Below are 20,543 nucleotides of genomic sequence, written 5' to 3' on the forward strand. Positions count from 1 at the left end.
AGGAGGTTAAACTTTTGATCGACGTAAATAAATTTGAAAGCATGCAAATTGGTCTTGCCTCTCCGAATAAAATTCGTAGCTGGTCATACGGTGAAGTCAAAAAGCCAGAAACTATTAATTACCGTACTTTAAAACCAGAAAAAGACGGTTTGTTTGACGAACGAATTTTTGGACCGACTAAAGATTGGTCATGTGCATGTGGTAAATATAAGGGTGTGAGATACCGTGGCATTGTTTGTGATCGCTGTGGTGTTGAAGTTACCTCCTCTAAAGTTAGAAGAGAGCGAATGGGTCATATTGAATTGGCTGCCCCAGTTACTCATATTTGGTACTTTAAAGGTATTCCATCAAGAATGGGACTTATTTTGGATATTTCTCCCAGGCTTCTTGAAGAAGTTATCTATTTTGCGGCTTATATTGTAATTGATCCAGGCGATACTGACCTTGAATTTAAACAGCTTTTGACTGAAGCTGAATATCGTGAGCAAAAAGCAAAATATGGCAATCGTTTTACTGCAAAAATGGGTGCTGAGGCAATTCGTGATTTGCTCCGTAAGGTAGATTTAAATAAAGAAGTTACCGATTTAAAGAAAGAATTAGAAACTGCAACAGGTCAAAAACGGACTCGGGCAATCAGAAGACTTGATATTCTTGATGCCTTTAAAGATTCCGGTAACAAGCCAGAATGGATGGTTATTGATGCTGTTCCGGTTATACCACCAGATTTAAGACCAATGGTCCAACTAGAAGGTGGTCGGTTTGCAACCTCTGATTTAAACGACTTATACCGGCGTGTTATAAACCGTAACAACAGGTTAAAGAGATTACTTGACTTAAATGCTCCTAATATCATTGTGCAAAATGAAAAACGGATGTTGCAAGAAGCCGTTGATGCATTGATTGATAATGGTCGTCGTGGTCGTTCTGTAGTTGGACCAGGTAATCGTCCACTTAAATCTTTATCACACATGCTTAAAGGTAAGCAGGGACGTTTCCGTCAAAACTTATTAGGTAAGCGTGTTGACTATTCAGGTCGTTCAGTTATTGACGTTTCACCAAAGCTTAAGTTCTATCAATGTGGTGTTCCTCGTCCGATGGCTCTCGAATTGTTCAAACCATTTGTAATGCACGAACTGGTTAAACGTAAGATAGCTACAAATATTAAGAGCGCTAAGCGTAAAATTGATCGTGAAGATGATGATGTCTGGGATGTACTTGAAGACGTGATTAAGGAAAGAACGGTATTATTAAACCGGGCTCCTACTTTACACCGATTGAGTATCCAAGCTTTTGAACCTGTTTTAGTGCCGGGCAAATCTATTCGTCTGCACCCTCTTGCCTGTGAGGCTTACAATGCCGACTTTGATGGTGATCAGATGGCTATCCACGTGCCACTGTCTGACGAAGCTGTTGCTGAATCACGGATGCTAATGCTGGCCGCTCACCATATTTTGGCTCCTAAGGACGGCAAGCCAATTGTTACTCCATCTCAAGATATAGTTTTGGGTAATTATTGGTTAACTCAAGCTGAAAAGGGTCGTGAAGGTGAAGGAATGATTTTCAACTCACCTGATGAAGCAACCGTTGCATATAATAATGGTGACATTCATTATCACACCATTATTGGAATGTCAGCTGACTCGATGCCAGAAAAGGCATGGCCAAAAGGTTATGAACATGGTATTTTTGTCACTACTTATGGTCGAATCATCTTCAATCAGATTTTCCCAGACGATTATTTCTATGTTAATGAGCCAACTGAGGAAAATTTAAATAACCCACTTGCTTCCAAGTATTTCTTGGAACCGGGCGAAGATATTCATGAAAAAATTGATAGTGTCGCAAGTGATTTGATTTCTACACCTTTTAAGAAATCATTCCTGTCTGATTCAATTGCTACAATTTATAAATATTATAAGGTTCAAAGAACGTCTGAATATCTTGATGACTTAAAGACTTTAGGTTATACCAGTTCAACTACTTCTGGTATTACAATCGGCATGACTGATGTTCCTGAAATTCAAGATAAAGATGAAAAAGTTGCTAAAGCCCATAAACAAGTTGATGTTGTGTCTAAACAGTTTAGACGTGGTTTAATCACTGAAGATGAGAGACACGACCGGGTAATTAGCATTTGGAATGATTGTAAAGATCAGGTTCAAGATGAAATTGCCCAGATTTATGACCCACGTAATCCTATTACTATCATGGCCGATTCAGGAGCTCGTGGTAACATTTCCAACTTTACACAACTTGCCGGTATGCGTGGCTTGATGGCTACACCAAACGGTGGATTGTTCGAAATTCCAGTTACTTCTAACTTTAAGGAAGGTTTGTCAGTTCTAGAATTATTCATGTCTACTCATGGTGCTCGTAAGGGAATGACCGATACCGCCTTGAAGACTGCTCAGTCTGGCTACTTGACTCGTCGTCTAGTAGACGTTGCACAGGATGTTATTATTCGTGATGATGACTGTGGGACTGACCGTGGCATTAATGTTCATGCAATTATGGAGGGTGACGAATTAATTGAACCGCTCTATGATCGTTTACTTGGTCGCTTTACTGCCGAAACAGTGAAGGATCCAAAGACTGGTGCTACAATTGTTGGTCGCAATGTCATGATGGATGAAAACTTAGCACACCAGATTTGTGATGCTGGTGTAACTAACGTGAAGATCCGTTCGATCCTAACTTGTGATACACCACATGGAGTTTGTCGCAAGTGTTACGGTATGAACCTTGCCACTGGAGAAGAAGTCGAAGTTGGTGAAGCAGTTGGTACAGTTGCTGCTCAATCTATTGGTGAGCCTGGTACTCAGCTTACTTTACGTACTTTCCACAATGGTGGTGTTGCCGGTGCTGAAGATATTACGCAAGGTCTTCCTCGTGTGCAGGAATTGTTTGAAGCTCGTAATCCTAAGGGTCGTGCGATAATTTCTGAAGTAGATGGAGTAATTGATTCAATTCAGGAAAATCCTGCTGAACATACTCGTGAAATTACTGTTAAGGGTAAGATCGATACTAGAAGTTACAGCGTGCCTTATACTGCTTCGGTAGCTGTTGCTGAGGGTGACGAAGTTCATCGCGGTGACAAGTTGACTCTTGGATCTATTGATCCGAAAGAATTAATTCAGGTTACTGATACATTAACTACTGAAGAGTATATTTTGGTCGAAGTCCAAAAAGCATACAGGATGCAAGGTGTTGATATTTCTGATAAGCACGTTGAAGTATTAACTAGACAAATGTTGCAAAAAGTTCGTGTACTCGATCCTGGAGAAACTGATCTTTTACCTGGTGAGGTAATGGATATCAATCAGTTTAAGGAACGTAACAAGGCTGTGATTATTTCTGGTGGTATTCCTGCAACTGCACAAAGTGTAATTTTGGGTATTACTAAAGCCGCTCTTGAAACCAACAGTTTCTTGTCAGCCGCTTCCTTCCAGGAAACAACTCGTGTTCTAACTGATGCTTCTATCAGAGGAAAGAATGATCCGCTACTTGGATTAAAAGAAAATGTTATTATTGGTAAGATAATTCCAGCTGGTACTGGTCTTCCGATTTATCGTGATATGGAACCTGAGTCAGATGTAAAGAAACCTAAATCTGTTTATTCAATTGCTGATATTGAGAAAAAGATGAAGGAAGCAGACCAAGCTAAGGAATCATAATCTAATTTAATTAAAAAACTGTTCCGTTAGAAATTTCTAACGGGACAGTTTTTTTGCTTGAAATTTTATGAATTATTAGTGATATTTTTATTAGAAAATGTTATAATCAGAAAAATTATGAGGGGGGATGTAGAAGTTGAGAGAAAATGATTTTTCTTTAAAAAGACTTGTATTATTGGCATTACTAACAGCGATTAACGTCGTGGTTAGTCGAATTTTTATTATTCCTATGCCCTTGACTCATGGAAATATTAATTTATGTGATGCAATTATTTATATAGTGGCGCTTTTATACGGTCCAATGGCCGGAGGTATAGTTGGAGGTCTTTCTGGATTTTTACTTGATCTTCTTGGTGGATATGGGCAGTTCATGTTATTTTCTCTTGTTGTCCATGGTTTAGAAGGTTTTTTTGTTGGTTTAGTCTTTAAATACTGGAATTTAAAAAATCAATTAGTCAAAGGTGCTGTCGCCGGAGCTATAGGAGTATTCTTTATGGTAGGTGGCTATTTTATCACTAATACAGTTCTTTATACTTGGGCTGCAGGACTTGCCAGTCTTTTTACCAATACAATTCAAGGAGTAGTCGGAGTTGTTATAGCCATAGTACTGCTGCCTAGTTTTCAAAACCTGATGGCAAGATACAACTAATACTTACATGATAAAATTATTTTTACTAGTTTATAAAAGCTGCTATCTCATTTTCTATGGATCCCAGCTTTTTATTTGCACAAAAGTTGAATGATTAATCCAATATAAATAAAAGGAATAAAAGCAACTGGCTCCTTTTTGCTCATTTTACTGCCTAAAAAAACAATAAGCAGAGCTATTGAAGCAGTTAAAAAAGTTAAATTGGCGAATTGGGAGTTAAAGTAGAAAGATAAGATTAGGTAGACTATTAAGTCTCCACTACCACATTTTTTTCTAACTGTCTCAAAAAGAAAAAACAAAAAAATAGGTAAAAATTCTATGAGATCAGTAGTGCTAATTCTATAAAAATTATTCATTATATGTTGAAGCGAAATAATAAGTGCAGGCAGTACCAGTGTAATATCGAATTCCTGGACCTGATAATCGCTGATAGCAGCTAGTAGAAGACTAAACAAAACAATCGCCGTACAAATATCATGTATGCTGCTAAAATCAATTTTATAAAAAGCGAAACCGCCTAAAAATTCTGTTAAAAAATATTCACAGGGGATGTGAATTTTACAATAACGGCAACGACCTTTAAGTATTAAATAGGAAATTAAAGGTATTTCATCTAACAAGCACAGTTGTTGATTACAATTAGTGCATTTTGAGCGGCTGAAGATAAAGTCTTCTTTGCCGAGTCTTTCGATAATTACACATGCATGAGAAGCTAGGCATGTACCAATCAAAAAATTGCTGATTCCAAAAATCCATTTCATATGTTTACCTCGCTTAAATCAAATACGCAAAAAATATCATCTGCTTTTCAATTAGTAAAAATAATTTGCTTTTTTGCGACAAGCGAGTACAATAGTCAATGTGTATTTTGATGATTATCTGGGACTTAAAAAAGAAACTCCTGGATGTGTGAACAAAATAATGAATTTTTTTAGGAGGAAAATTTAATGCCAACCATTAACCAATTGGTAAGAAAAGGCCGTCATACTAAGACGACTAAATCAAAGTCACCAGCTTTAAGCTATGGCTACAACAGTATGAAGAAAGAATTAGTAGCTAACCCAGCGCCCCAAATGCGTGGAGTTGCAACTCGTGTCGGCACTATGACACCAAAGAAGCCAAACTCAGCTTTGCGGAAGTATGCTCGTGTTCGTCTTTCTAACCTGATTGAAGTAACTGCTTATATTCCAGGTGAAGGCCATAATTTACAGGAACACTCTGTTGTGTTAATTCGTGGTGGTCGTGTAAAGGACCTTCCTGGTGTTCGTTACCATATTATTCGTGGTGCTCTTGATACTGCTGGTGTTGAAGGCAGAAAGCAAGGACGTTCCAAATACGGTGCCAAGAAAGATTAAGGAGGAGTTAAATAATGCCTAGAAAAGGACATGTAGCTAAAAGAGATATTTTAGCGGATCCAGTATATAATTCAAAGCTTGTAACTAAGTTGATCAACCACTTAATGATCGATGGTAAAAGAGCTAAGGCTTCATCCATTCTTTATGATGCTTTTGACATTGTTAAAGAAAAGACCGGCAAAGAACCACTTGATGTTTTTGAAGAAGCTATGAATAATATTATGCCTGTTTTGGAAGTTAGAGCTCGCCGTATTGGTGGTTCAAACTATCAGATTCCAGTTGAAGTTCGTCCTGAAAGAAGAACTACTTTAGGTTTAAGATGGTTAGTTTCTTACGCTCGTTTACGTAATGAACATACTATGGATGAACGCTTGGCTAACGAAATTATTGATGCTTCAAACAATACTGGCTCAGCTGTTAAAAAGCGTGAAGATGTTCACCGTATGGCTGAAGCTAACCGTGCATTTGCACACTATCGTTTCTAATTTTTTAGGGAAAGGAAAAAATCTATGGCTAATAAGCGTGAATTTCCATTAGAAAAAACACGTAACATTGGTATTATGGCCCACATTGATGCGGGTAAGACTACCACAACAGAGCGTATTCTTTATTACACTGGTAAGATCCATAAAATTGGTGAAACCCATGAGGGTGATTCACAAATGGACTGGATGGATGAAGAAAAAGAACGTGGTATCACTATTACTTCTGCAGCTACTACTGCACAATGGAAAGATTACAGAATTAACATTATCGATACCCCTGGACACGTTGACTTCACTATCGAAGTTGAACGTTCCTTGCGTGTTCTCGATGGTGCCGTAACTGTTCTTGACGCTCAAGCTGGTGTGGAACCTCAAACTGAAAATGTTTGGCGCCAGGCTGAAACTTACGGTGTTCCTCGAATTGTTTTTGTAAACAAAATGGATAAGATTGGAGCAGACTTTGACAAATCTGTTAAGTCTTTGCACGAACGTTTAAATGCCAATGCTCTAGCTGTGCAAATGCCAATTGGTTCTGCTGAAAGCTTTGAAGGTGTTATTGACTTACTTGACATGGTAGCTGATGTTTATGATGAAGATAAGCTTGGCTCCAAATGGGATACTATTCCTGTTCCTGATGAATACAAAGAAGAAGCTGAAAAACGTCGCTCCGAATTAATTGAACAAGTAGCTGATGTTGATGATGACATCATGGAAAAATACCTTAATGGTGATGAGATTTCCGTTGATGAATTAAAAGCTGCTATTCGTAAAGCTACATTGGACTTGAAGATTTTCCCTGTATTTGCAGGCTCAGCTTTTAAGAACAAGGGTGTACAGATGATGCTTGATGGTGTTGTTGATTACTTACCATCTCCGTTAGATGTTAAGCCTTATGTTGCTCATGATCCAAAAACTGGTGAAGAAGTTGAATTAGTTGCTGGAGATGAAAAGCCATTTTCCGCTTTGGCGTTTAAGATTGCTACTGATCCATTTGTTGGTCGTTTGACTTATATTCGTGTTTACACTGGTTCACTTGAATCAGGTTCATATGTTTTGAATGCTTCTAAGAATAGTCGTGAACGTGTTGGTCGTTTGTTGCAAATGCATGCTAACTCACGAAGTGAAATTTCTGAAGTATTCTCCGGTGATATTGCTGGTGCTATCGGTTTAAAGAATACTACTACCGGTGATTCACTAACTGATCCTGATCACCCATTAATTTTGGAAAGTTTGGAAGTTCCAGATCCGGTTATTCAAGTTTCAATTGAGCCAGAATCAAAAGCTGACCGTGACAAACTTGATGTTGCTTTGCAAAAATTAACTGAAGAGGATCCAACCTTTAGAGCAGAAACAAACGCTGAAACAGGTCAAACTTTGATTTCCGGAATGGGTGAATTACACCTGCAAATCATGGTTGAACGTATGAAGCGTGAATTCCACGTTGAAGCTAAGATTGGTGAACCACAAGTTGCTTACCGTGAAACCTTCACTAAGCCTGCTAAAGCACAAGGTAAATTTGTGCGTCAATCAGGTGGTAAAGGTCAATATGGTGACGTTTGGATTGAATTTACACCAAATGAAAGAGGAAAAGGTTACGAATTTGAAGACGCCATTGTTGGTGGTGTTGTTCCTCGTGAATTTATCCCTGCTGTTGATGCTGGTTTGCAAGAATCTATGAAGAACGGCATCTTGGCAGGTTACCCACTGATTGATGTAAAAGCTAAACTTTATGACGGTAGTTACCACGAAGTCGACTCTTCTGAAGCTGCCTTCAAAGTTGCTGCATCATTGGCATTGAGAAATGCTGCTCCTAAGGCTGGTGCAGTTATCCTTGAACCTATTATGAAGGTTCAAGTTATCACACCTGAAGATTACTTAGGTGACGTAATGGGTTCAATTACTGCTCGTCGTGGTACAATGGATAACATGCAAGATCGTGCCGGCGCTAAAGTGTTGAATTCAATGGTTCCTCTGGCAGAAATGTTTGGTTATGCTACCACCTTACGTTCTTCAACTCAAGGCCGTGGTACATTTACGATGGTCTTTGATCATTACTCACCAACTCCTAAGTCTATTCAAGAGGATATCATCAAAAAACGTGGCGGTAACGCTGAATAATTTTCAATAATTAATAATATAAAAACAAGTTATTAACTATAAAAATCGAGCTATTGGTAAAGCCAGTGGCTCTTTTTTTATCAAAAATTTCACCATAAGAAAATATTGTTCTCAAAATTATGAAATTACGTAAAAAAAGTATAACAATCAAAAATTTCGTTTCTGAATAAATTATTTGAAAATTTTTCTGTTTGTAGTAGACTTCTTAAACATAAAATTTCGGATTTTATTTAAAAAAGTATAAAAATTGTATTTTTCCGTTCTAAAAGATGAAAAAAGTTCCTTTAATCCTTGATAATTAAGCTTAAAACGGTTATACTATTTTTTGTGCGTCTAGGGATTATTCTGCCCTAAAGCGCATTTTGTTGTAAAGCATTGATACAAAAGGTTGCGGCACACCAGGCTGCATTGCCACAGAGGTAGTGCCGGTAATTTTTGTGGAAGCTAGTCATCTTTTAAAGAAGACGTTGAGGAGGTAATTTAATGGCAAGTCAATCAATTCGTATCAGACTTAAGTCATACGAACATGGTATTCTCGATGAATCAGCTGCTAAAATTGTAGCTACTGCAAAGAGAACTGGAGCTGAGATTTCAGGTCCAGTTCCATTGCCAACAGAAAGGGTATTGTTCACTGTTTTACGTTCACCACACAAGAACAAAGATTCACGTGAACAATTTGAAATTCGTACGCATAAGCGGTTAATCGATATTTTAAATCCAACACCTAAAACTGTTGACTCTTTAATGAAGCTTGATTTACCAAGCGGTGTTGACATCGAAATTAAACTTTAATTTTAAAAAGAAAGAGGTGTAATCATGACCAAAGGAATCTTAGGAAGAAAAGTTGGTATGACCCAAATCTTCACTAAAGATGGTATCCTCGTGCCTGTAACTGTTGTTGAAGCAACGCCTAACGTAGTTATGCAAGTTAAGACAGTTGAGTCAGACGGCTACGAAGCAGTTCAATTAGGATATCAAGATAAGCGTGAAGTTTTGAGCAACAAACCAGAAAAAGGTCATGCTGCAAAAGCAAAGACTTCGCCTAAGCGCTTCATACGTGAAATCCGCGGAGTTGAGCTTAAGGACTACGAAGTCGGCTCAGAAGTTACTGTGGACACATTTAAGGAAGGTGACGTAGTTGACGTCACTGGTACTACAAGAGGTCATGGATACCAAGGTAACATTAAACGTTGGGGCCAATCACGTGGACCAGAAACTCACGGTTCAAGATACCATAGAATTCCTGGTTCAATGGGTTCAATCATTAACCGTGTGCCTAAAGGCAAACGTCTGCCAGGTCACATGGGAATGAAGAAAGTTACCATTGAAAACTTAGTAATTGAAAAAGTTGTAGCAGATAAGAATGTTTTGTTAATTAAAGGCAATGTTCCTGGCGCTAAGAATTCATTGCTTACTGTTAGATCTGCTGTAAAAAATAATAAATAGGAAGGAGGACTAGAATGGCTAATTTAAAAGTTATTGATCAAAAAGGCAAAGATGCTGGTGAAGTTACTTTAAATGATGAAGTATTTGGTATTAAACCAAATGAAAGCGTAGTTTTTGACGCAATTATCAGACAAAGAGCTGGCAGACGTCAAGGAACCTCGAAGGTTAAAAATAGATCTGCTGTTCGCGGTGGAGGTAAGAAGCCTTGGAAACAAAAGGGTACTGGACGTGCTCGTCAAGGGTCTATCCGTTCACCACAATGGCGCGGCGGTGGTGTTGTTTTTGGACCAACTCCACGTTCTTATGCATACTCAATGCCAAGAAAGCAACGGCGCTTGGCTATCAAGTCTGTTCTTTCCCAAAAATTGATTGATAAAGATTTGATTGTTTTAGATCAATTGACTATGTCAGCTCCTAAAACAAAAGAGTTTAAGTCAATCTTGGACGACTTAAAGGTTGAAGGCAAAGTTTTAGTTGTTTCTGAAGATAAAAATATTCAATACTCAGCTAGGAATTTGACAAAAGTTAAGGTTATCACTGCAAATGGCTTGAATGTAGAAGATGTTGTCAACTATGACAAATTAATCTTGACAAAAGAAGCTATTGAAAAGATAGAAAAGAATGTTGAGGGGGCTTCGACGAAATGAGTGCACACGATATCATTTTAAGACCTGTCATTACTGAAAAGTCAACGAACTTAATGGATGATAAGAAATACACTTTCAACGTGCTTTTAACTGCAACCAAGACTCAAGTTCGTGATGCTGTTGAAGAAATTTTTGATGTTAAGGTCAAAAAAGTTAATATCATGAATGTCCGTGGTAAGGATAAGCGTGTTGGTCGTTATTCAGGTAAAACTGCTCGGACACGTAAAGCAATCGTCACCTTAACTGAAGATTCAAATGACATCAAAATTTTCAAAGACGATAACGATAATAAAGAAGAAAATAAGTAATAGGAGGTCAGTCAATTGGCTATTAAAATTTATAAGCCAACCACAAATGGTCGCCGTAATATGACTACTTCTGACTTTGCTGAAATTACTAAGAGCAAGCCAGAGCGTACTTTACTTGAGTCACAATCACACACTGCAGGTCGTAACTCTTATGGTCATATTACTAGCAGACACCGTGGTGGTGGACATAAGCAAAAGTACCGTATTATTGATTTTAAACGCAATAAAGATAACGCTAAAGCCGTAGTTAAGGCAATCGAATACGATCCAAACAGAACTGCTAACATTGCGCTTCTTCACTATACTGATGGTATTAAGGCTTATATCTTAGCACCTAAAGGTTTAACGGTTGGTGATGTGGTAGAATCCGGTGCAAATGCAGATATTAAGCCAGGAAACGCTTTACCATTAAAGAACATTCCAACTGGTACATCAATTCACAATATTGAATTAAGACCTGGTAAAGGTGGTCAGCTTGTTAGAAGTGCTGGGGCCAGTGCTCAAGTTTTGGGTAATGATGGTAAATATACTTTAGTTAAATTACAAAGTGGTGAAGTTCGTAAGATTTTATCAGTTTGTCGTGCAACTATTGGTGTTGTTGGTAATGAACAACATTCATTAATTCAATTAGGTAAAGCTGGACGTAGTCGCTGGTTAGGCAGACGTCCACAATCTCGTGGTTCTGTAATGAACCCTAACGATCACCCACATGGTGGTGGTGAAGGTAAAGCTCCTGTAGGTCGTCCACAACCAATGACTCCATGGGGCAAGAAAGCTCGTGGTATCAAGACTAGAAATAGTAAGAGAGCCAGTGAGAAGCTAATTGTTCGTCACCGTAAAGGTAGCAAATAATAGAAGGAGGGTAATTTAATGAGCCGTAGTATTAAAAAAGGGCCTTTTGCTGATGCATCCTTATTAAAGAAAGTTGATGCACAGGCAGATACAGATAAAAAACAGGTTATTAAAACTTGGTCACGTCGTTCAACTATTTTTCCTTCTTTTGTTGGTTTGACTATAGCTGTTTACGATGGTAGAAAGCATGTTCCAGTATATATTACTGAGGATATGGTTGGTCATAAGTTAGGTGAATTTGTTCCAACGAGAACTTTCCGTGGACATAAGACATCTGATGACAAGGCTACTGCAAAATAAAGAAAGGAGAAACACTTAAATGGCAGAACAAGTTAGTTCAGCTAGGGCGGAAGCAAGAACAGTTCGTATTGCTCCAAGAAAAGCACGTTTAGTTGTTGATTTGATTCGTGGCAAAGACGTTGCTGAAGCATTGGCCATCTTGCAATTCACACCTAGAGCTGCTTCCCCAATCGTTGAAAAAGTTTTACGCTCAGCAATTGCAAATGCAGAACACAATTACGATCTTGAAAGTGCCAATCTTTATGTATCTGAAGCATACGTAAATGAAGGAGCAACTTTAAAGAGATTTAGACCACGTGCCAAAGGTATGGCTTCTCCTATTAATAAGAGAACTAGTCATGTAGTTGTAGTAGTGTCAGAAAAGAACGATTAAGGGAGGTATATTAATGGGTCAGAAAATTAACCCAAATGGTTTTCGTCTCGGCGTAATTCGTGACTGGGAATCTAAATGGTATGCTGACAGAGGATACAAAGAAACCTTAAATGAAGACCTGCGTATCAGAAAATTCATTGATAAGAAGTTGAAGAATGCCTCTGTTTCTACTGTTGAAATTGAACGTGCAGCTAATAGAATCAACGTATCAATAAATACTTCTAAACCAGGTATGGTAATTGGTAAAGGTGGTTCTGAAGTTGAAGCATTGAGAAAAGAATTAAATGCTTTGACTAAGAAGCAAGTCCACGTTAATATTGTTGAAATCAAGAAACCAGATCTTGATGCCAAATTGGTAGCTGAAAGTATCGCTAGTCAACTTGAAGCTCGTATTGCTTTTAGACGTGCTACTCGTCAAGCTACTCAAAGAACTATGCGTGCCGGTGCTAAGGGAATCAGAGTACAAACATCTGGTCGTTTAAACGGTGCTGACATGGCAAGAAGAGAATGGCACACAGAAGGTCGTGTTCCATTACAAACTTTAAGAGCTGATATTGATTATGCTTGGGTAAATGCCTACACTACATATGGTGAAATTGGTGTTCAAGTATGGATTAACCGGGGTGAAATCTTACCTTCTAAAAGTAAGAAGCCCGAAAAAGCTGCGAAGGGAGGAAACAAATAATGCCTCTAGTACCAAAAAGGGTAAAACACCGTCGTGAGTTTCGTGGTAAGATGCGTGGTGCTGCTAAGGGTGGTAAAACTATTGCCTTTGGTGAATATGGATTACAAGCCCTTGAATCTCACTGGATTACTACACAACAAATCGAAGCTGCTCGTGTTGCAATGACTCGTTACATGAAGCGTGGCGGTAAGGTTTGGATTAGAATTTTTCCTCAAAAGTCATACACTGCTAAAGGTGTTGGTGTACGTATGGGTTCTGGTAAAGGTGCACCTGCAGGCTGGGTAGCTGTAGTTAAGAGAGAAAAGATTATGTTTGAAATTGGTGGCGTTAGTGAAACAACAGCTCGTGAAGCATTAAGACTTGCTGCAACTAAGTTACCAATTAAATGTAAATTTGTGACTAAAAGTTCGGAAGTAGGTGGCAATTCTAATGAAGGCTAAAGATATCAGAGCATTAACCACTGATCAAATGTTAGATAAGGAAAAGCAATATAAAGAAGAACTCTTTAATTTGCGTTTTCAACAAGCAACGGGTCAATTAGAAAATACCGCTCGCCTAGGCAAAGTTCGTAAAAATATTGCTAGAATTAAAACAATTCTTAGCGAAAAAGCATTGGAAAAAGATTAGTGGAAGGGAGTTATTAACTTGAGCGAATCAATCGAAAGAAATCATCGTCACGTATATCAAGGCCAAGTAATTTCTGATAAGAATGACAAGACTATCACTGTAGTTGTTGATACTTATAAGAATCACCCTGTTTATAAGAAGCGTATTAGATATTCAAAGAAATACTACGCACAAGATGATAAAAATGAAGCTAAAGTTGGCGATACTGTTCGTATCATGGAAACTCGTCCATTATCTCGTACAAAGCGCTTTCGTTTAGTTAAAATTGTTAAAAAATCTGTTTAATTTTGCGGATTTAGTGAGGGGAGGATTATATAGTGATTCAAAATGAATCCCGTTTGAAGGTTGCTGATAACTCAGGTGCCAGAGAACTTTTAGTTATTAGAGTCTTGGGTGGATCAAGACGTAAGACTGGTAACATTGGTGATATTGTGGTTGCAACTGTTAAACAAGCAACACCAGGTGGCGTTGTCAAAAAAGGTGACGTTGTCAAGGCCGTCATTGTTAGAACAAAATCAGGCGCACGTCGTGAAGACGGATCATACATCAAATTTGATGAAAATGCTGGTGTAGTTATCAATGCAGATAAGAGCCCACGCGGTACTCGTATCTTTGGGCCTGTTGCACGTGAGCTACGTGAGCACGACTTTATGAAAATCGTCTCTCTTGCTCCTGAAGTCTTATAATAAGTGAGGTGCACTGATGTTTGTTAAAACTGGTGACAAAGTAAAAGTTATTACCGGAAAAGACAAAGGTAAAGAAGGTATTGTTTTATCCGTTAACGTTAAGAAAAACCGTGTAGTTGTTAAAGGCGTTAATAAGATCAAGAAACATCAAAAACCTTCTCAGACTAACGCTAATGGTGGTGTAGTTGAATCTGAAGGTTCAATTCATGCATCAAACGTTAAGGTCATTGCTAAGTCAGAAGGCAAAACTAATGACAAAAAAGAAGAAACTAAGTAGTAGAAGGGAGGACACAAATGGCAAATTATTTAGCTCAAGAATATAAAGAAAAAATTGTTCCTGCATTGCAAGAAAAGTTTGATTACAGCTCAGTTATGCAAGTACCAAAGATTGAAAAAATAGTTTTGAACATGGGTGTTGGAGATGCTGTTTCTAATGCTAAAAACTTAGACGAAGCTGTAGAAGAATTGACTTTAATCTCAGGTCAAAAACCATTGGTTACCAAAGCTAAAAAGTCAATTGCTAATTTCCGCTTGCGTGAGGGTATGTCTATCGGTGCTAAGGTAACACTTAGAGGAGATAGAATGTACGATTTCTTATATAAGTTAATCAGTGTTTCACTTCCTCGTGTTCGCGACTTCCGCGGTGTATCAAGCCGTTCATTTGATGGTCGTGGTAACTACACTTTAGGTATTAAGGAACAATTGATTTTCCCAGAGATTGACTTTGATAAGGTTAATAGAACTAGGGGTTTAGATGTTGTTATCGTTACTACTGCCAATACAGATGAAGAAGCTCGCGAGCTTCTAGGTCAATTTGGTATGCCGTTTGCAAAATAATGGAGGACATTAATGGCTAAGACATCACAAAAAATTAGAAATCATCGTCCTGCTAAATTTTCTTCACGTGAATATACACGTTGCGAGAGATGTGGTCGTCCACGCTCCGTCTATCGTAAGTTTGGCTTATGCCGTATTTGCTTGAAAGATTTAGCTCACAAAGGTCAAATCCCAGGCCTGAAAAAGGCTAGTTGGTAATACGGATTGGAGGATAGCATAAATGGTCATGACAGATCCGATCGCAGACTACTTGACTAGAATTAGAAATGCTAACATGGCAAAACATAATTCTGTTGAAGTTCCTGCATCAAACATTAAAAAATCTATTTCAGAAATTTTGAAACGCGAAGGCTTCATCCGTGATTACGAAGTTACCGATGACAATAAACAGGGTATGATTAAGATTTTCTTGAAATATGGTCCTGATGGAGAACGTGTCATTTCGGGTTTAAAGAGAATTTCTAAGCCAGGTCTTAGAAATTATGTTAGCGCTGAAAATTTACCTAAAGTACTTAATGGCTTAGGTATCGCCATCGTCTCTACTTCTGCAGGTGTGATAACTGATAAAGAAGCAAGACAAAAAGATGTTGGTGGCGAAGTTATCGCCTATGTTTGGTAATTCTGACAGAAAGGAGAGCAATCAATGAGCCGTATCGGTTTAAAAACAATTGAAGTCCCTGATAGTGTCACTGTTACTAAAAAAGGTGACAATATCACTGTTAAAGGACCTAAGGGTGAACTAACCAGATATTTTGATCCAAAAATTACATTTAAACAAGAAGATGGTAAGATTAACTTTTCTCGTTCAAGTGAAAGTGATAAAGCACTTCATGGAACTGAAAGAGCCAATTTAGCTTCAATGGTTGAAGGTGTAGTTGATGGTTACAAGAAGACATTAAAATTAATTGGTGTTGGTTATCGTGCTACAGCACAAGGTAACAAATTGACTTTGAATGTTGGTTATTCTCACCCAGTTGTAATGACTGCACCAGAAGGTGTGTCAGTAAAAACTACTTCTGCAACTGATATTGAAGTAGAAGGAATTTCTAAGCAAAATGTTGGACAATTTGCTGCTGAAATTCGCGATGTACGTCCACCAGAACCTTATAAAGGTAAGGGTATTCGTTATACTGATGAATATGTACGTCGTAAGGAAGGTAAAACTGGTAAATAGTAAATAAATTTTTGAGGTGAAATTGTGATTTCAAAACCAGATAAGAACAAATTGCGCTTAAAGCGTCATAAACGTATTCGTAGCAAAATTTCTGGTACTGCTGAGCGCCCACGCTTAAGCGTTTTCCGTTCAAACAAAAACATCTACGCTCAATTAATTGATGACGTAGCGGGTGTAACGCTAGCAAGTGCCTCAACTTTAGACGATTCTGTATCTAAAGATCAGACTAAAGTAGAACAAGCTCAAGCTGTTGGTAAAGGTATTGCCGAAGCAGCCAAAGCGAAAAACATTACTAGCGTAGTGTTTGATAGAAGTGGTTATTTATACCACGGCCGTATTTCAGCATTGGCAGACGCCGCTCGTGAAAACGGATTAGAGTTCTAGGAAAGGAGATAAATACATGGCAAACCGCAACGATTCTCGCAATAATCGCAGAAATAAAGACGACATTGAAGATCAGTTAGTAGCAATTAATCGTGTCACCAAGGTTGTCAAAGGTGGTCAACGAATGAGATTTGCTGCTCTGGTAATTGTTGGCGACAAAAAAGGTCGTGTAGGCTTTGGTACTGGTAAAGCTCAAGAAGTTCCAGAAGCAATCCGTAAGGCCGTTGAAGCTGGTAAAAAGAATATGATCAAGGTTCCTAAGGTTGGTACTACTATTCCTCATGAAGTAATCGGTCATTATGGCTCAGGCAGTATTATGATCAAACCTGCTCCAGCTGGTTCAGGTGTTGCTGCTGGTGGTGCCGTTCGTATCGTTATGGATATGGCTGGTATTGCGGATGTTACTTCTAAATCACTTGGTTCTAATACTCCTATTAATGTTGTTCGTGCGACAATAGATGGATTGAAGAAACTTAGAACAAGTGAAGATGTTGAAAAGCTTCGTCACGCTGAACTAGATTAGGGAGACTGGATAAATGACTGAATTAAAAGTTACTTTAATTAGAAGTGCTGCACACCGTCTGCCTGACCAAAGAAAAGTTGTGAAAGCTCTTGGTTTAGGTAGGATTAATAGTACAGCTACTTTACCAGACAATGCTGCAACTCGTGGGGCATTAATGAAAATCGCCCACCTGATTTCAGTTGAAGAAATTAATAAATAGTTAATTGAGGAGGTGCCAAATTAATGAAGCTTCATGAATTACATGCTGCTGAGGGGTCACGCAATACAAGAAAACGTGTTGGTCGTGGTACTTCAAGTGGTTTTGGAAAAACTTCTGGACGTGGCCAAAAGGGACAATTGTCTCGTCAAGGCGGTCATACCCGTCTAGGTTTTGAAGGTGGTCAAATGCCATTATTCAGAACCATGCCAAAACGTGGATTTAAGAACGTTAACCGCAAGGAGTATGCAATCATTAACTTAGATGACTTGAACAAGTTTAAGGAGGGCAGCGAAGTTACTGTTGCCAATCTCAAGGAAAAAGGCTTGGTAAAGAAAGAATTATCAGGCGTTAAATTGCTTGCTGAAGGTGAGTTAAAAGTTAAATTAAACGTAAAGATTAACAAAGTTTCCGCCGCTGCTAAAAAAGCAGTAGAGTCTGCTGGCGGATCTGTTGAGGTGATCTAATGTTTTCGACCTTGAAGAACGCCTTTAAGGATAAAGAAATAAGAAATAAAATTTATTTTACACTCTTTATTCTTTTGATATACCGAATTGGAGCGAATATTACTGTTCCAGGTGTCAACGCAAAAGCGATTACTCAAGTTGCACAAACTGGTTTAGTTCCAATGCTGGATACTGTTTCTGGTGGTGGACTAGATAATTATTCAATTTTCTCATTAGGTGTTTCCCCTTATATAACCGCGCAAATTGTTATTCAATTGTTGCAGATGGATATTGTACCTACATTGGTAGAGTGGGGTAAGCAAGGTGAAGTTGGACGCCGTAAGACTAATAACATAACTCGTTGGCTTGCTTTGTTTGTGGCATTAATTCAAAGTCTCGGAATTACAATTGGCTTCAATGCACTAACACAAATGGGTCTAGTTAAGTCACAGAATTGGCAGTCTTATGGTGAAATTGCAATAATTATGACGGCAGGAACGATGCTTTTGACTTGGCTTGGTGATGAGATTACTGATAAAGGTTTAGGCAACGGAGTTTCAGTAATTATTTTTGCTGGTATTATAGCTCGGTTACCCCGTGGCTTGTGGCAACTTTATAAAGATGGAGTTATCAATAATAATGCTAGTGATCGTTGGCAAGGGATTTTGTTCTTCATCGCGATTATCATTGCAATACTTATCGTAACTCAATTAGTTACATGGGTAGAACAGGCAGATCGCCGGATTCCAATACAATACACAAGACGGGCAACTATTAGTGGCTCTGAAAGTTTTTTGCCATTAAAGGTTAATGTTTCTGGCGTTATTCCAGTCATTTTTGCTAGTTCATTTATTATTACACCGGCAACAATTTTGATGGCCTTTCAGAAATCTCAGGGTGACCAACAATGGTATAAAATAATGACCAACATATTTAGTATGCAAACTACACCGGGAGTCATAATCTATACAGTTTTAATCATCTTGTTTACGTTCTTCTACGCTTTTGTTCAGGTTAATCCTGAGAAGCTGGCTAAGAATTTGCAAAAACAAGGTGCGTACATTCCGAGTGTTTGGCCCGGCAAAGATACACAAGATTACGTATCAAAGGTCTTAATTAGATTATCAACTGTAGGTTCTGTATTTTTAGGACTTGTAGCATTATTGCCACAACTTGCTACTAATTTTTGGGATTTACCAAGTTCAATTGGATTAGGCGGTACCAGTCTTTTAATCGTTATTGGTGTCGTCTTGGAACTATCTCGTCAAATTAACGGATTGTTAATGAAGAGAGAATACGTTGGATTCATCAGATAGGAACGGATAAATGATTAATATATTTCTTTTAGGTTTGCCTGGTGCTGGCAAAGGTACGGTATCAGAACAAATTGTCGACAAATACCATCTAACTCATATCTCAACTGGGGATATGTTTAGAGAAGCAATGGCTAATGAGACTAAAGTTGGTCTTGAAGCCAAAAGTTACATTGATAAAGGTAATTTGGTACCAGATGAAGTTACTGCCAAGTTAGTTGAAGAACGTTTAGGTCAGCCCGATATTAATGAAGGGTATATTTTAGATGGTTTTCCCCGGACAATTGTTCAAGCGGAACTTTTCGAAGATATTGCTAAGCGCATGAATAAGCAATTAACAAATGTAATTTCACTCGAAGTTAAAGAAGAAACTTTGATAAAACGTTTATCAGCACGTTTTATGTGTAAAAACTGTGGTGCAACATATAATAAAATTACAAAGATGCCTAAAGTTAAGGATACTTGTGATCGTTGTGGTGGGCATGAATTTTACCAACGTGAAGATGACAAACCTGAAGTAGTAAAAAATCGTTTAGAAGTAAACGAAAAGATGAACACACCGCTGAAAGACTTTTACGAGAAAAAAGGTTTGTTAGCTGTTGTAAATGGTGAACAAACGCCTGAAGAAGTTTTTAAGAACGTTGATGCGGTTTTAAGTAAAAAGCAATAATTTGTATATTTACTTTTCCGTGTTATAATTTCAAAGTATGACTGTTTAAATGCGGAGGAACGGCTTTGGCAAAAGATGATGTCATAGAAGTGAAGGGTAAGGTTGTTGATACCCTGCCTAATGCTATGTTTAAAGTTGAATTGGAAAATGGAGCTGTGATTTTAGCACATGTTTCCGGTAAGATTAGGATGCATTATATTCGAATTTTGCCTGGAGACCGTGTTACTGTTGAACTTTCTCCTTATGATTTAACTAAAGGTAGAATAACTTATCGATTTATAAAGTAATAACGGAGGGAAACATGAAGGTTAGACCATCTGTTAAACCAATGTGTGAACATTGTAAGATAATTAAAAGAAATGGTCGTGTAATGGTTATTTGCTCTGCAAATCCAAAGCACAAGCAACGTCAAGGTTAAAATAATAGGAGGTGCAATTTATGGCACGTATTGCTGGTGTTGACTTACCAAGAGATAAAAGAATAGTTGTTGCATTAACATATATTTATGGAATTGGTGAACCAACAGCACAAAAGATTTGTGCGGATGCTGGTGTTTCTGAAGACATACGTTCAAAAGATTTGACTCCAGATGACCAAGAGAAGCTTCGTGCAGAAGTTGATAAATACCGTGTTGAAGGTGACTTACGTAGAGAAGTAAGCATGAACATCAAGCGGTTAATTGATATTGGTTCTTACCGTGGTATTCGTCACCGTAGAGGACTTCCAGTTCGCGGACAAAATACCAAGAATAATGCCCGTACACGCAAGGGTAGCAAGAAAAATAAATAAAAATTT

At 38.1% G+C, this 20,543-nt stretch carries 32 protein-coding genes; 31 read left to right on the plus strand and 1 reads right to left on the minus strand.

Features of this window, described 5'->3' with window-relative positions; translation table 11 throughout:
- Nucleotides 1-14: 14 nt before the first annotated feature.
- Both rpoC and H3T43_RS04910 read left to right on the plus strand, forming a co-directional pair.
- Nucleotides 15-3,674 (plus strand): DNA-directed RNA polymerase subunit beta', encoded by a 3,660-nt coding sequence (gene rpoC / locus H3T43_RS04905; RefSeq protein ID WP_198213042.1) that lies wholly within the window; start codon nucleotides 15-17, stop codon nucleotides 3,672-3,674.
- A 136-nt stretch (nucleotides 3,675-3,810) separates the two neighbouring features.
- Nucleotides 3,811-4,323 (plus strand): ECF transporter S component, encoded by a 513-nt coding sequence (locus H3T43_RS04910; protein WP_198213044.1) that lies wholly within the window; start codon nucleotides 3,811-3,813, stop codon nucleotides 4,321-4,323.
- A 71-nt stretch (nucleotides 4,324-4,394) separates the two neighbouring features.
- Here the strand turns inward: H3T43_RS04910 and H3T43_RS04915 are convergent, their stop codons facing one another.
- Nucleotides 4,395-5,084 carry an A24 family peptidase gene (locus H3T43_RS04915; protein ID WP_198213046.1) on the minus strand — a complete coding sequence of 230 codons (690 nt, stop codon included), beginning with the start codon at nucleotides 5,082-5,084 and terminating at the stop codon, nucleotides 4,395-4,397.
- 186 nt (nucleotides 5,085-5,270) lie between these two features.
- Here H3T43_RS04915 and rpsL point away from each other — a divergent pair, with 186 nt between their 5' ends.
- From rpsL to rpsM, 29 genes are all read left to right on the plus strand, one after another.
- On the plus strand, nucleotides 5,271-5,678 hold the full coding sequence (gene rpsL / locus H3T43_RS04920) for a 30S ribosomal protein S12 (protein WP_034980479.1): 408 nt from the start codon (nucleotides 5,271-5,273) through the stop codon (nucleotides 5,676-5,678).
- A gap of 14 nt (nucleotides 5,679-5,692) precedes the next feature.
- Complete coding sequence (rpsG, locus tag H3T43_RS04925; protein ID WP_034980476.1) at nucleotides 5,693-6,163, plus strand: 30S ribosomal protein S7; 471 nt, start codon at nucleotides 5,693-5,695, stop codon at nucleotides 6,161-6,163.
- Nucleotides 6,164-6,187: 24 nt separating this feature from the next.
- Nucleotides 6,188-8,281, plus strand: a complete 2,094-nt coding sequence (gene fusA, locus H3T43_RS04930; protein WP_034980473.1) for an elongation factor G — start codon at nucleotides 6,188-6,190, stop codon at nucleotides 8,279-8,281.
- A 483-nt stretch (nucleotides 8,282-8,764) separates the two neighbouring features.
- Nucleotides 8,765-9,073, plus strand: coding sequence for a 30S ribosomal protein S10 (gene rpsJ / locus H3T43_RS04935; RefSeq protein WP_045928455.1), 309 nt, complete (start codon nucleotides 8,765-8,767; stop codon nucleotides 9,071-9,073).
- A 24-nt stretch (nucleotides 9,074-9,097) separates the two neighbouring features.
- Nucleotides 9,098-9,727, plus strand: coding sequence for a 50S ribosomal protein L3 (gene rplC, locus H3T43_RS04940; RefSeq protein WP_034980468.1), 630 nt, complete (start codon nucleotides 9,098-9,100; stop codon nucleotides 9,725-9,727).
- Nucleotides 9,728-9,741: 14 nt separating this feature from the next.
- On the plus strand, nucleotides 9,742-10,374 hold the full coding sequence (rplD, locus tag H3T43_RS04945; RefSeq protein ID WP_198213048.1) for a 50S ribosomal protein L4: 633 nt from the start codon (nucleotides 9,742-9,744) through the stop codon (nucleotides 10,372-10,374).
- Nucleotides 10,371-10,682 (plus strand): 50S ribosomal protein L23, encoded by a 312-nt coding sequence (gene rplW / locus H3T43_RS04950; RefSeq protein WP_034980462.1) that lies wholly within the window; start codon nucleotides 10,371-10,373, stop codon nucleotides 10,680-10,682. The genes rplD and rplW overlap by 4 nt, the downstream gene beginning before the upstream one ends.
- A gap of 15 nt (nucleotides 10,683-10,697) precedes the next feature.
- Nucleotides 10,698-11,534 (plus strand): 50S ribosomal protein L2, encoded by an 837-nt coding sequence (gene rplB / locus H3T43_RS04955; RefSeq protein WP_034980459.1) that lies wholly within the window; start codon nucleotides 10,698-10,700, stop codon nucleotides 11,532-11,534.
- Between the two features lie 18 nt (nucleotides 11,535-11,552).
- On the plus strand, nucleotides 11,553-11,834 hold the full coding sequence (gene rpsS, locus H3T43_RS04960; RefSeq protein ID WP_034980456.1) for a 30S ribosomal protein S19: 282 nt from the start codon (nucleotides 11,553-11,555) through the stop codon (nucleotides 11,832-11,834).
- A 19-nt stretch (nucleotides 11,835-11,853) separates the two neighbouring features.
- Nucleotides 11,854-12,207 (plus strand): 50S ribosomal protein L22, encoded by a 354-nt coding sequence (rplV, locus tag H3T43_RS04965; RefSeq protein WP_034980453.1) that lies wholly within the window; start codon nucleotides 11,854-11,856, stop codon nucleotides 12,205-12,207.
- A gap of 13 nt (nucleotides 12,208-12,220) precedes the next feature.
- Entirely contained in the window at nucleotides 12,221-12,892 is a 672-nt protein-coding gene (gene rpsC, locus H3T43_RS04970) for a 30S ribosomal protein S3 (RefSeq protein ID WP_034980450.1), read from the plus strand.
- The gene (rplP, locus tag H3T43_RS04975; RefSeq protein WP_034980447.1) at nucleotides 12,892-13,332 is read left to right on the plus strand and encodes a 50S ribosomal protein L16; all 441 of its coding nucleotides are present in this window, start codon (nucleotides 12,892-12,894) and stop codon (nucleotides 13,330-13,332) included. Before rpsC ends, rplP begins: the two co-directional genes overlap by 1 nt.
- Nucleotides 13,322-13,519 (plus strand): 50S ribosomal protein L29, encoded by a 198-nt coding sequence (gene rpmC / locus H3T43_RS04980; protein WP_034980443.1) that lies wholly within the window; start codon nucleotides 13,322-13,324, stop codon nucleotides 13,517-13,519. Before rplP ends, rpmC begins: the two co-directional genes overlap by 11 nt.
- 18 nt (nucleotides 13,520-13,537) lie before the next feature.
- The gene (gene rpsQ, locus H3T43_RS04985; protein ID WP_034980439.1) at nucleotides 13,538-13,804 is read left to right on the plus strand and encodes a 30S ribosomal protein S17; all 267 of its coding nucleotides are present in this window, start codon (nucleotides 13,538-13,540) and stop codon (nucleotides 13,802-13,804) included.
- A gap of 32 nt (nucleotides 13,805-13,836) precedes the next feature.
- Nucleotides 13,837-14,205 (plus strand): 50S ribosomal protein L14, encoded by a 369-nt coding sequence (gene rplN / locus H3T43_RS04990; protein WP_034980437.1) that lies wholly within the window; start codon nucleotides 13,837-13,839, stop codon nucleotides 14,203-14,205.
- A 16-nt stretch (nucleotides 14,206-14,221) separates the two neighbouring features.
- Entirely contained in the window at nucleotides 14,222-14,482 is a 261-nt protein-coding gene (rplX, locus tag H3T43_RS04995) for a 50S ribosomal protein L24 (RefSeq protein WP_034980434.1), read from the plus strand.
- Between the two features lie 17 nt (nucleotides 14,483-14,499).
- Nucleotides 14,500-15,042 carry a 50S ribosomal protein L5 gene (gene rplE / locus H3T43_RS05000; protein ID WP_034980431.1) on the plus strand — a complete coding sequence of 181 codons (543 nt, stop codon included), beginning with the start codon at nucleotides 14,500-14,502 and terminating at the stop codon, nucleotides 15,040-15,042.
- A gap of 12 nt (nucleotides 15,043-15,054) precedes the next feature.
- Nucleotides 15,055-15,240, plus strand: a complete 186-nt coding sequence (locus tag H3T43_RS05005; protein ID WP_034980430.1) for a type Z 30S ribosomal protein S14 — start codon at nucleotides 15,055-15,057, stop codon at nucleotides 15,238-15,240.
- Nucleotides 15,241-15,262: 22 nt separating this feature from the next.
- Entirely contained in the window at nucleotides 15,263-15,661 is a 399-nt protein-coding gene (gene rpsH / locus H3T43_RS05010; RefSeq protein WP_034980428.1) for a 30S ribosomal protein S8, read from the plus strand.
- Between the two features lie 24 nt (nucleotides 15,662-15,685).
- Nucleotides 15,686-16,216, plus strand: coding sequence for a 50S ribosomal protein L6 (gene rplF / locus H3T43_RS05015; protein ID WP_198213050.1), 531 nt, complete (start codon nucleotides 15,686-15,688; stop codon nucleotides 16,214-16,216).
- A gap of 24 nt (nucleotides 16,217-16,240) precedes the next feature.
- Nucleotides 16,241-16,600, plus strand: coding sequence for a 50S ribosomal protein L18 (gene rplR / locus H3T43_RS05020; protein WP_034980422.1), 360 nt, complete (start codon nucleotides 16,241-16,243; stop codon nucleotides 16,598-16,600).
- 16 nt (nucleotides 16,601-16,616) lie between these two features.
- Nucleotides 16,617-17,123, plus strand: coding sequence for a 30S ribosomal protein S5 (rpsE, locus tag H3T43_RS05025; protein WP_034980420.1), 507 nt, complete (start codon nucleotides 16,617-16,619; stop codon nucleotides 17,121-17,123).
- Between the two features lie 13 nt (nucleotides 17,124-17,136).
- Nucleotides 17,137-17,322, plus strand: coding sequence for a 50S ribosomal protein L30 (rpmD, locus tag H3T43_RS05030; RefSeq protein WP_034980417.1), 186 nt, complete (start codon nucleotides 17,137-17,139; stop codon nucleotides 17,320-17,322).
- A gap of 23 nt (nucleotides 17,323-17,345) precedes the next feature.
- Nucleotides 17,346-17,786, plus strand: coding sequence for a 50S ribosomal protein L15 (rplO, locus tag H3T43_RS05035; protein WP_198213052.1), 441 nt, complete (start codon nucleotides 17,346-17,348; stop codon nucleotides 17,784-17,786).
- Entirely contained in the window at nucleotides 17,786-19,081 is a 1,296-nt protein-coding gene (gene secY, locus H3T43_RS05040; RefSeq protein ID WP_198213054.1) for a preprotein translocase subunit SecY, read from the plus strand. The genes rplO and secY overlap by 1 nt, the downstream gene beginning before the upstream one ends.
- 10 nt (nucleotides 19,082-19,091) lie before the next feature.
- Complete coding sequence (locus tag H3T43_RS05045) at nucleotides 19,092-19,748, plus strand: adenylate kinase (RefSeq protein ID WP_045928448.1); 657 nt, start codon at nucleotides 19,092-19,094, stop codon at nucleotides 19,746-19,748.
- 65 nt (nucleotides 19,749-19,813) lie between these two features.
- The gene (infA, locus tag H3T43_RS05050; RefSeq protein ID WP_034980408.1) at nucleotides 19,814-20,035 is read left to right on the plus strand and encodes a translation initiation factor IF-1; all 222 of its coding nucleotides are present in this window, start codon (nucleotides 19,814-19,816) and stop codon (nucleotides 20,033-20,035) included.
- Nucleotides 20,036-20,049: 14 nt separating this feature from the next.
- On the plus strand, nucleotides 20,050-20,166 hold the full coding sequence (gene rpmJ, locus H3T43_RS05055) for a 50S ribosomal protein L36 (RefSeq protein ID WP_006729432.1): 117 nt from the start codon (nucleotides 20,050-20,052) through the stop codon (nucleotides 20,164-20,166).
- 20 nt (nucleotides 20,167-20,186) lie between these two features.
- Nucleotides 20,187-20,537, plus strand: coding sequence for a 30S ribosomal protein S13 (gene rpsM, locus H3T43_RS05060; RefSeq protein WP_034980405.1), 351 nt, complete (start codon nucleotides 20,187-20,189; stop codon nucleotides 20,535-20,537).
- Nucleotides 20,538-20,543: the final 6 nt, after the last annotated feature.

Origin of the sequence: Lactobacillus sp. M0396, from assembly GCF_016101625.1 — a bacterium.
GTDB lineage: Bacteria > Bacillota > Bacilli > Lactobacillales > Lactobacillaceae > Lactobacillus > Lactobacillus huangpiensis.

Coding starts and splice junctions, on each gene's coding strand:
- H3T43_RS04915 (WP_198213046.1), bottom strand. CDS start 5,084: ATGAAATGGATTTTTGGAATCAGCAATTTTTTGATTGGTACATGCCTA.
- rpsL (WP_034980479.1), top strand. CDS start 5,271: ATGCCAACCATTAACCAATTGGTAAGAAAAGGCCGTCATACTAAGACG.
- rpsG (WP_034980476.1), top strand. CDS start 5,693: ATGCCTAGAAAAGGACATGTAGCTAAAAGAGATATTTTAGCGGATCCA.
- fusA (WP_034980473.1), top strand. CDS start 6,188: ATGGCTAATAAGCGTGAATTTCCATTAGAAAAAACACGTAACATTGGT.
- rpsJ (WP_045928455.1), top strand. CDS start 8,765: ATGGCAAGTCAATCAATTCGTATCAGACTTAAGTCATACGAACATGGT.
- rplC (WP_034980468.1), top strand. CDS start 9,098: ATGACCAAAGGAATCTTAGGAAGAAAAGTTGGTATGACCCAAATCTTC.
- rplD (WP_198213048.1), top strand. CDS start 9,742: ATGGCTAATTTAAAAGTTATTGATCAAAAAGGCAAAGATGCTGGTGAA.
- rplW (WP_034980462.1), top strand. CDS start 10,371: ATGAGTGCACACGATATCATTTTAAGACCTGTCATTACTGAAAAGTCA.
- rpsS (WP_034980456.1), top strand. CDS start 11,553: ATGAGCCGTAGTATTAAAAAAGGGCCTTTTGCTGATGCATCCTTATTA.
- rplV (WP_034980453.1), top strand. CDS start 11,854: ATGGCAGAACAAGTTAGTTCAGCTAGGGCGGAAGCAAGAACAGTTCGT.
- rpsC (WP_034980450.1), top strand. CDS start 12,221: ATGGGTCAGAAAATTAACCCAAATGGTTTTCGTCTCGGCGTAATTCGT.
- rplP (WP_034980447.1), top strand. CDS start 12,892: ATGCCTCTAGTACCAAAAAGGGTAAAACACCGTCGTGAGTTTCGTGGT.
- rpmC (WP_034980443.1), top strand. CDS start 13,322: ATGAAGGCTAAAGATATCAGAGCATTAACCACTGATCAAATGTTAGAT.
- rplX (WP_034980434.1), top strand. CDS start 14,222: ATGTTTGTTAAAACTGGTGACAAAGTAAAAGTTATTACCGGAAAAGAC.
- rplE (WP_034980431.1), top strand. CDS start 14,500: ATGGCAAATTATTTAGCTCAAGAATATAAAGAAAAAATTGTTCCTGCA.
- H3T43_RS05005 (WP_034980430.1), top strand. CDS start 15,055: ATGGCTAAGACATCACAAAAAATTAGAAATCATCGTCCTGCTAAATTT.
- rpsH (WP_034980428.1), top strand. CDS start 15,263: ATGGTCATGACAGATCCGATCGCAGACTACTTGACTAGAATTAGAAAT.
- rplF (WP_198213050.1), top strand. CDS start 15,686: ATGAGCCGTATCGGTTTAAAAACAATTGAAGTCCCTGATAGTGTCACT.
- rpsE (WP_034980420.1), top strand. CDS start 16,617: ATGGCAAACCGCAACGATTCTCGCAATAATCGCAGAAATAAAGACGAC.
- rpmD (WP_034980417.1), top strand. CDS start 17,137: ATGACTGAATTAAAAGTTACTTTAATTAGAAGTGCTGCACACCGTCTG.
- rplO (WP_198213052.1), top strand. CDS start 17,346: ATGAAGCTTCATGAATTACATGCTGCTGAGGGGTCACGCAATACAAGA.
- secY (WP_198213054.1), top strand. CDS start 17,786: ATGTTTTCGACCTTGAAGAACGCCTTTAAGGATAAAGAAATAAGAAAT.
- H3T43_RS05045 (WP_045928448.1), top strand. CDS start 19,092: ATGATTAATATATTTCTTTTAGGTTTGCCTGGTGCTGGCAAAGGTACG.
- rpmJ (WP_006729432.1), top strand. CDS start 20,050: ATGAAGGTTAGACCATCTGTTAAACCAATGTGTGAACATTGTAAGATA.
- rpsM (WP_034980405.1), top strand. CDS start 20,187: ATGGCACGTATTGCTGGTGTTGACTTACCAAGAGATAAAAGAATAGTT.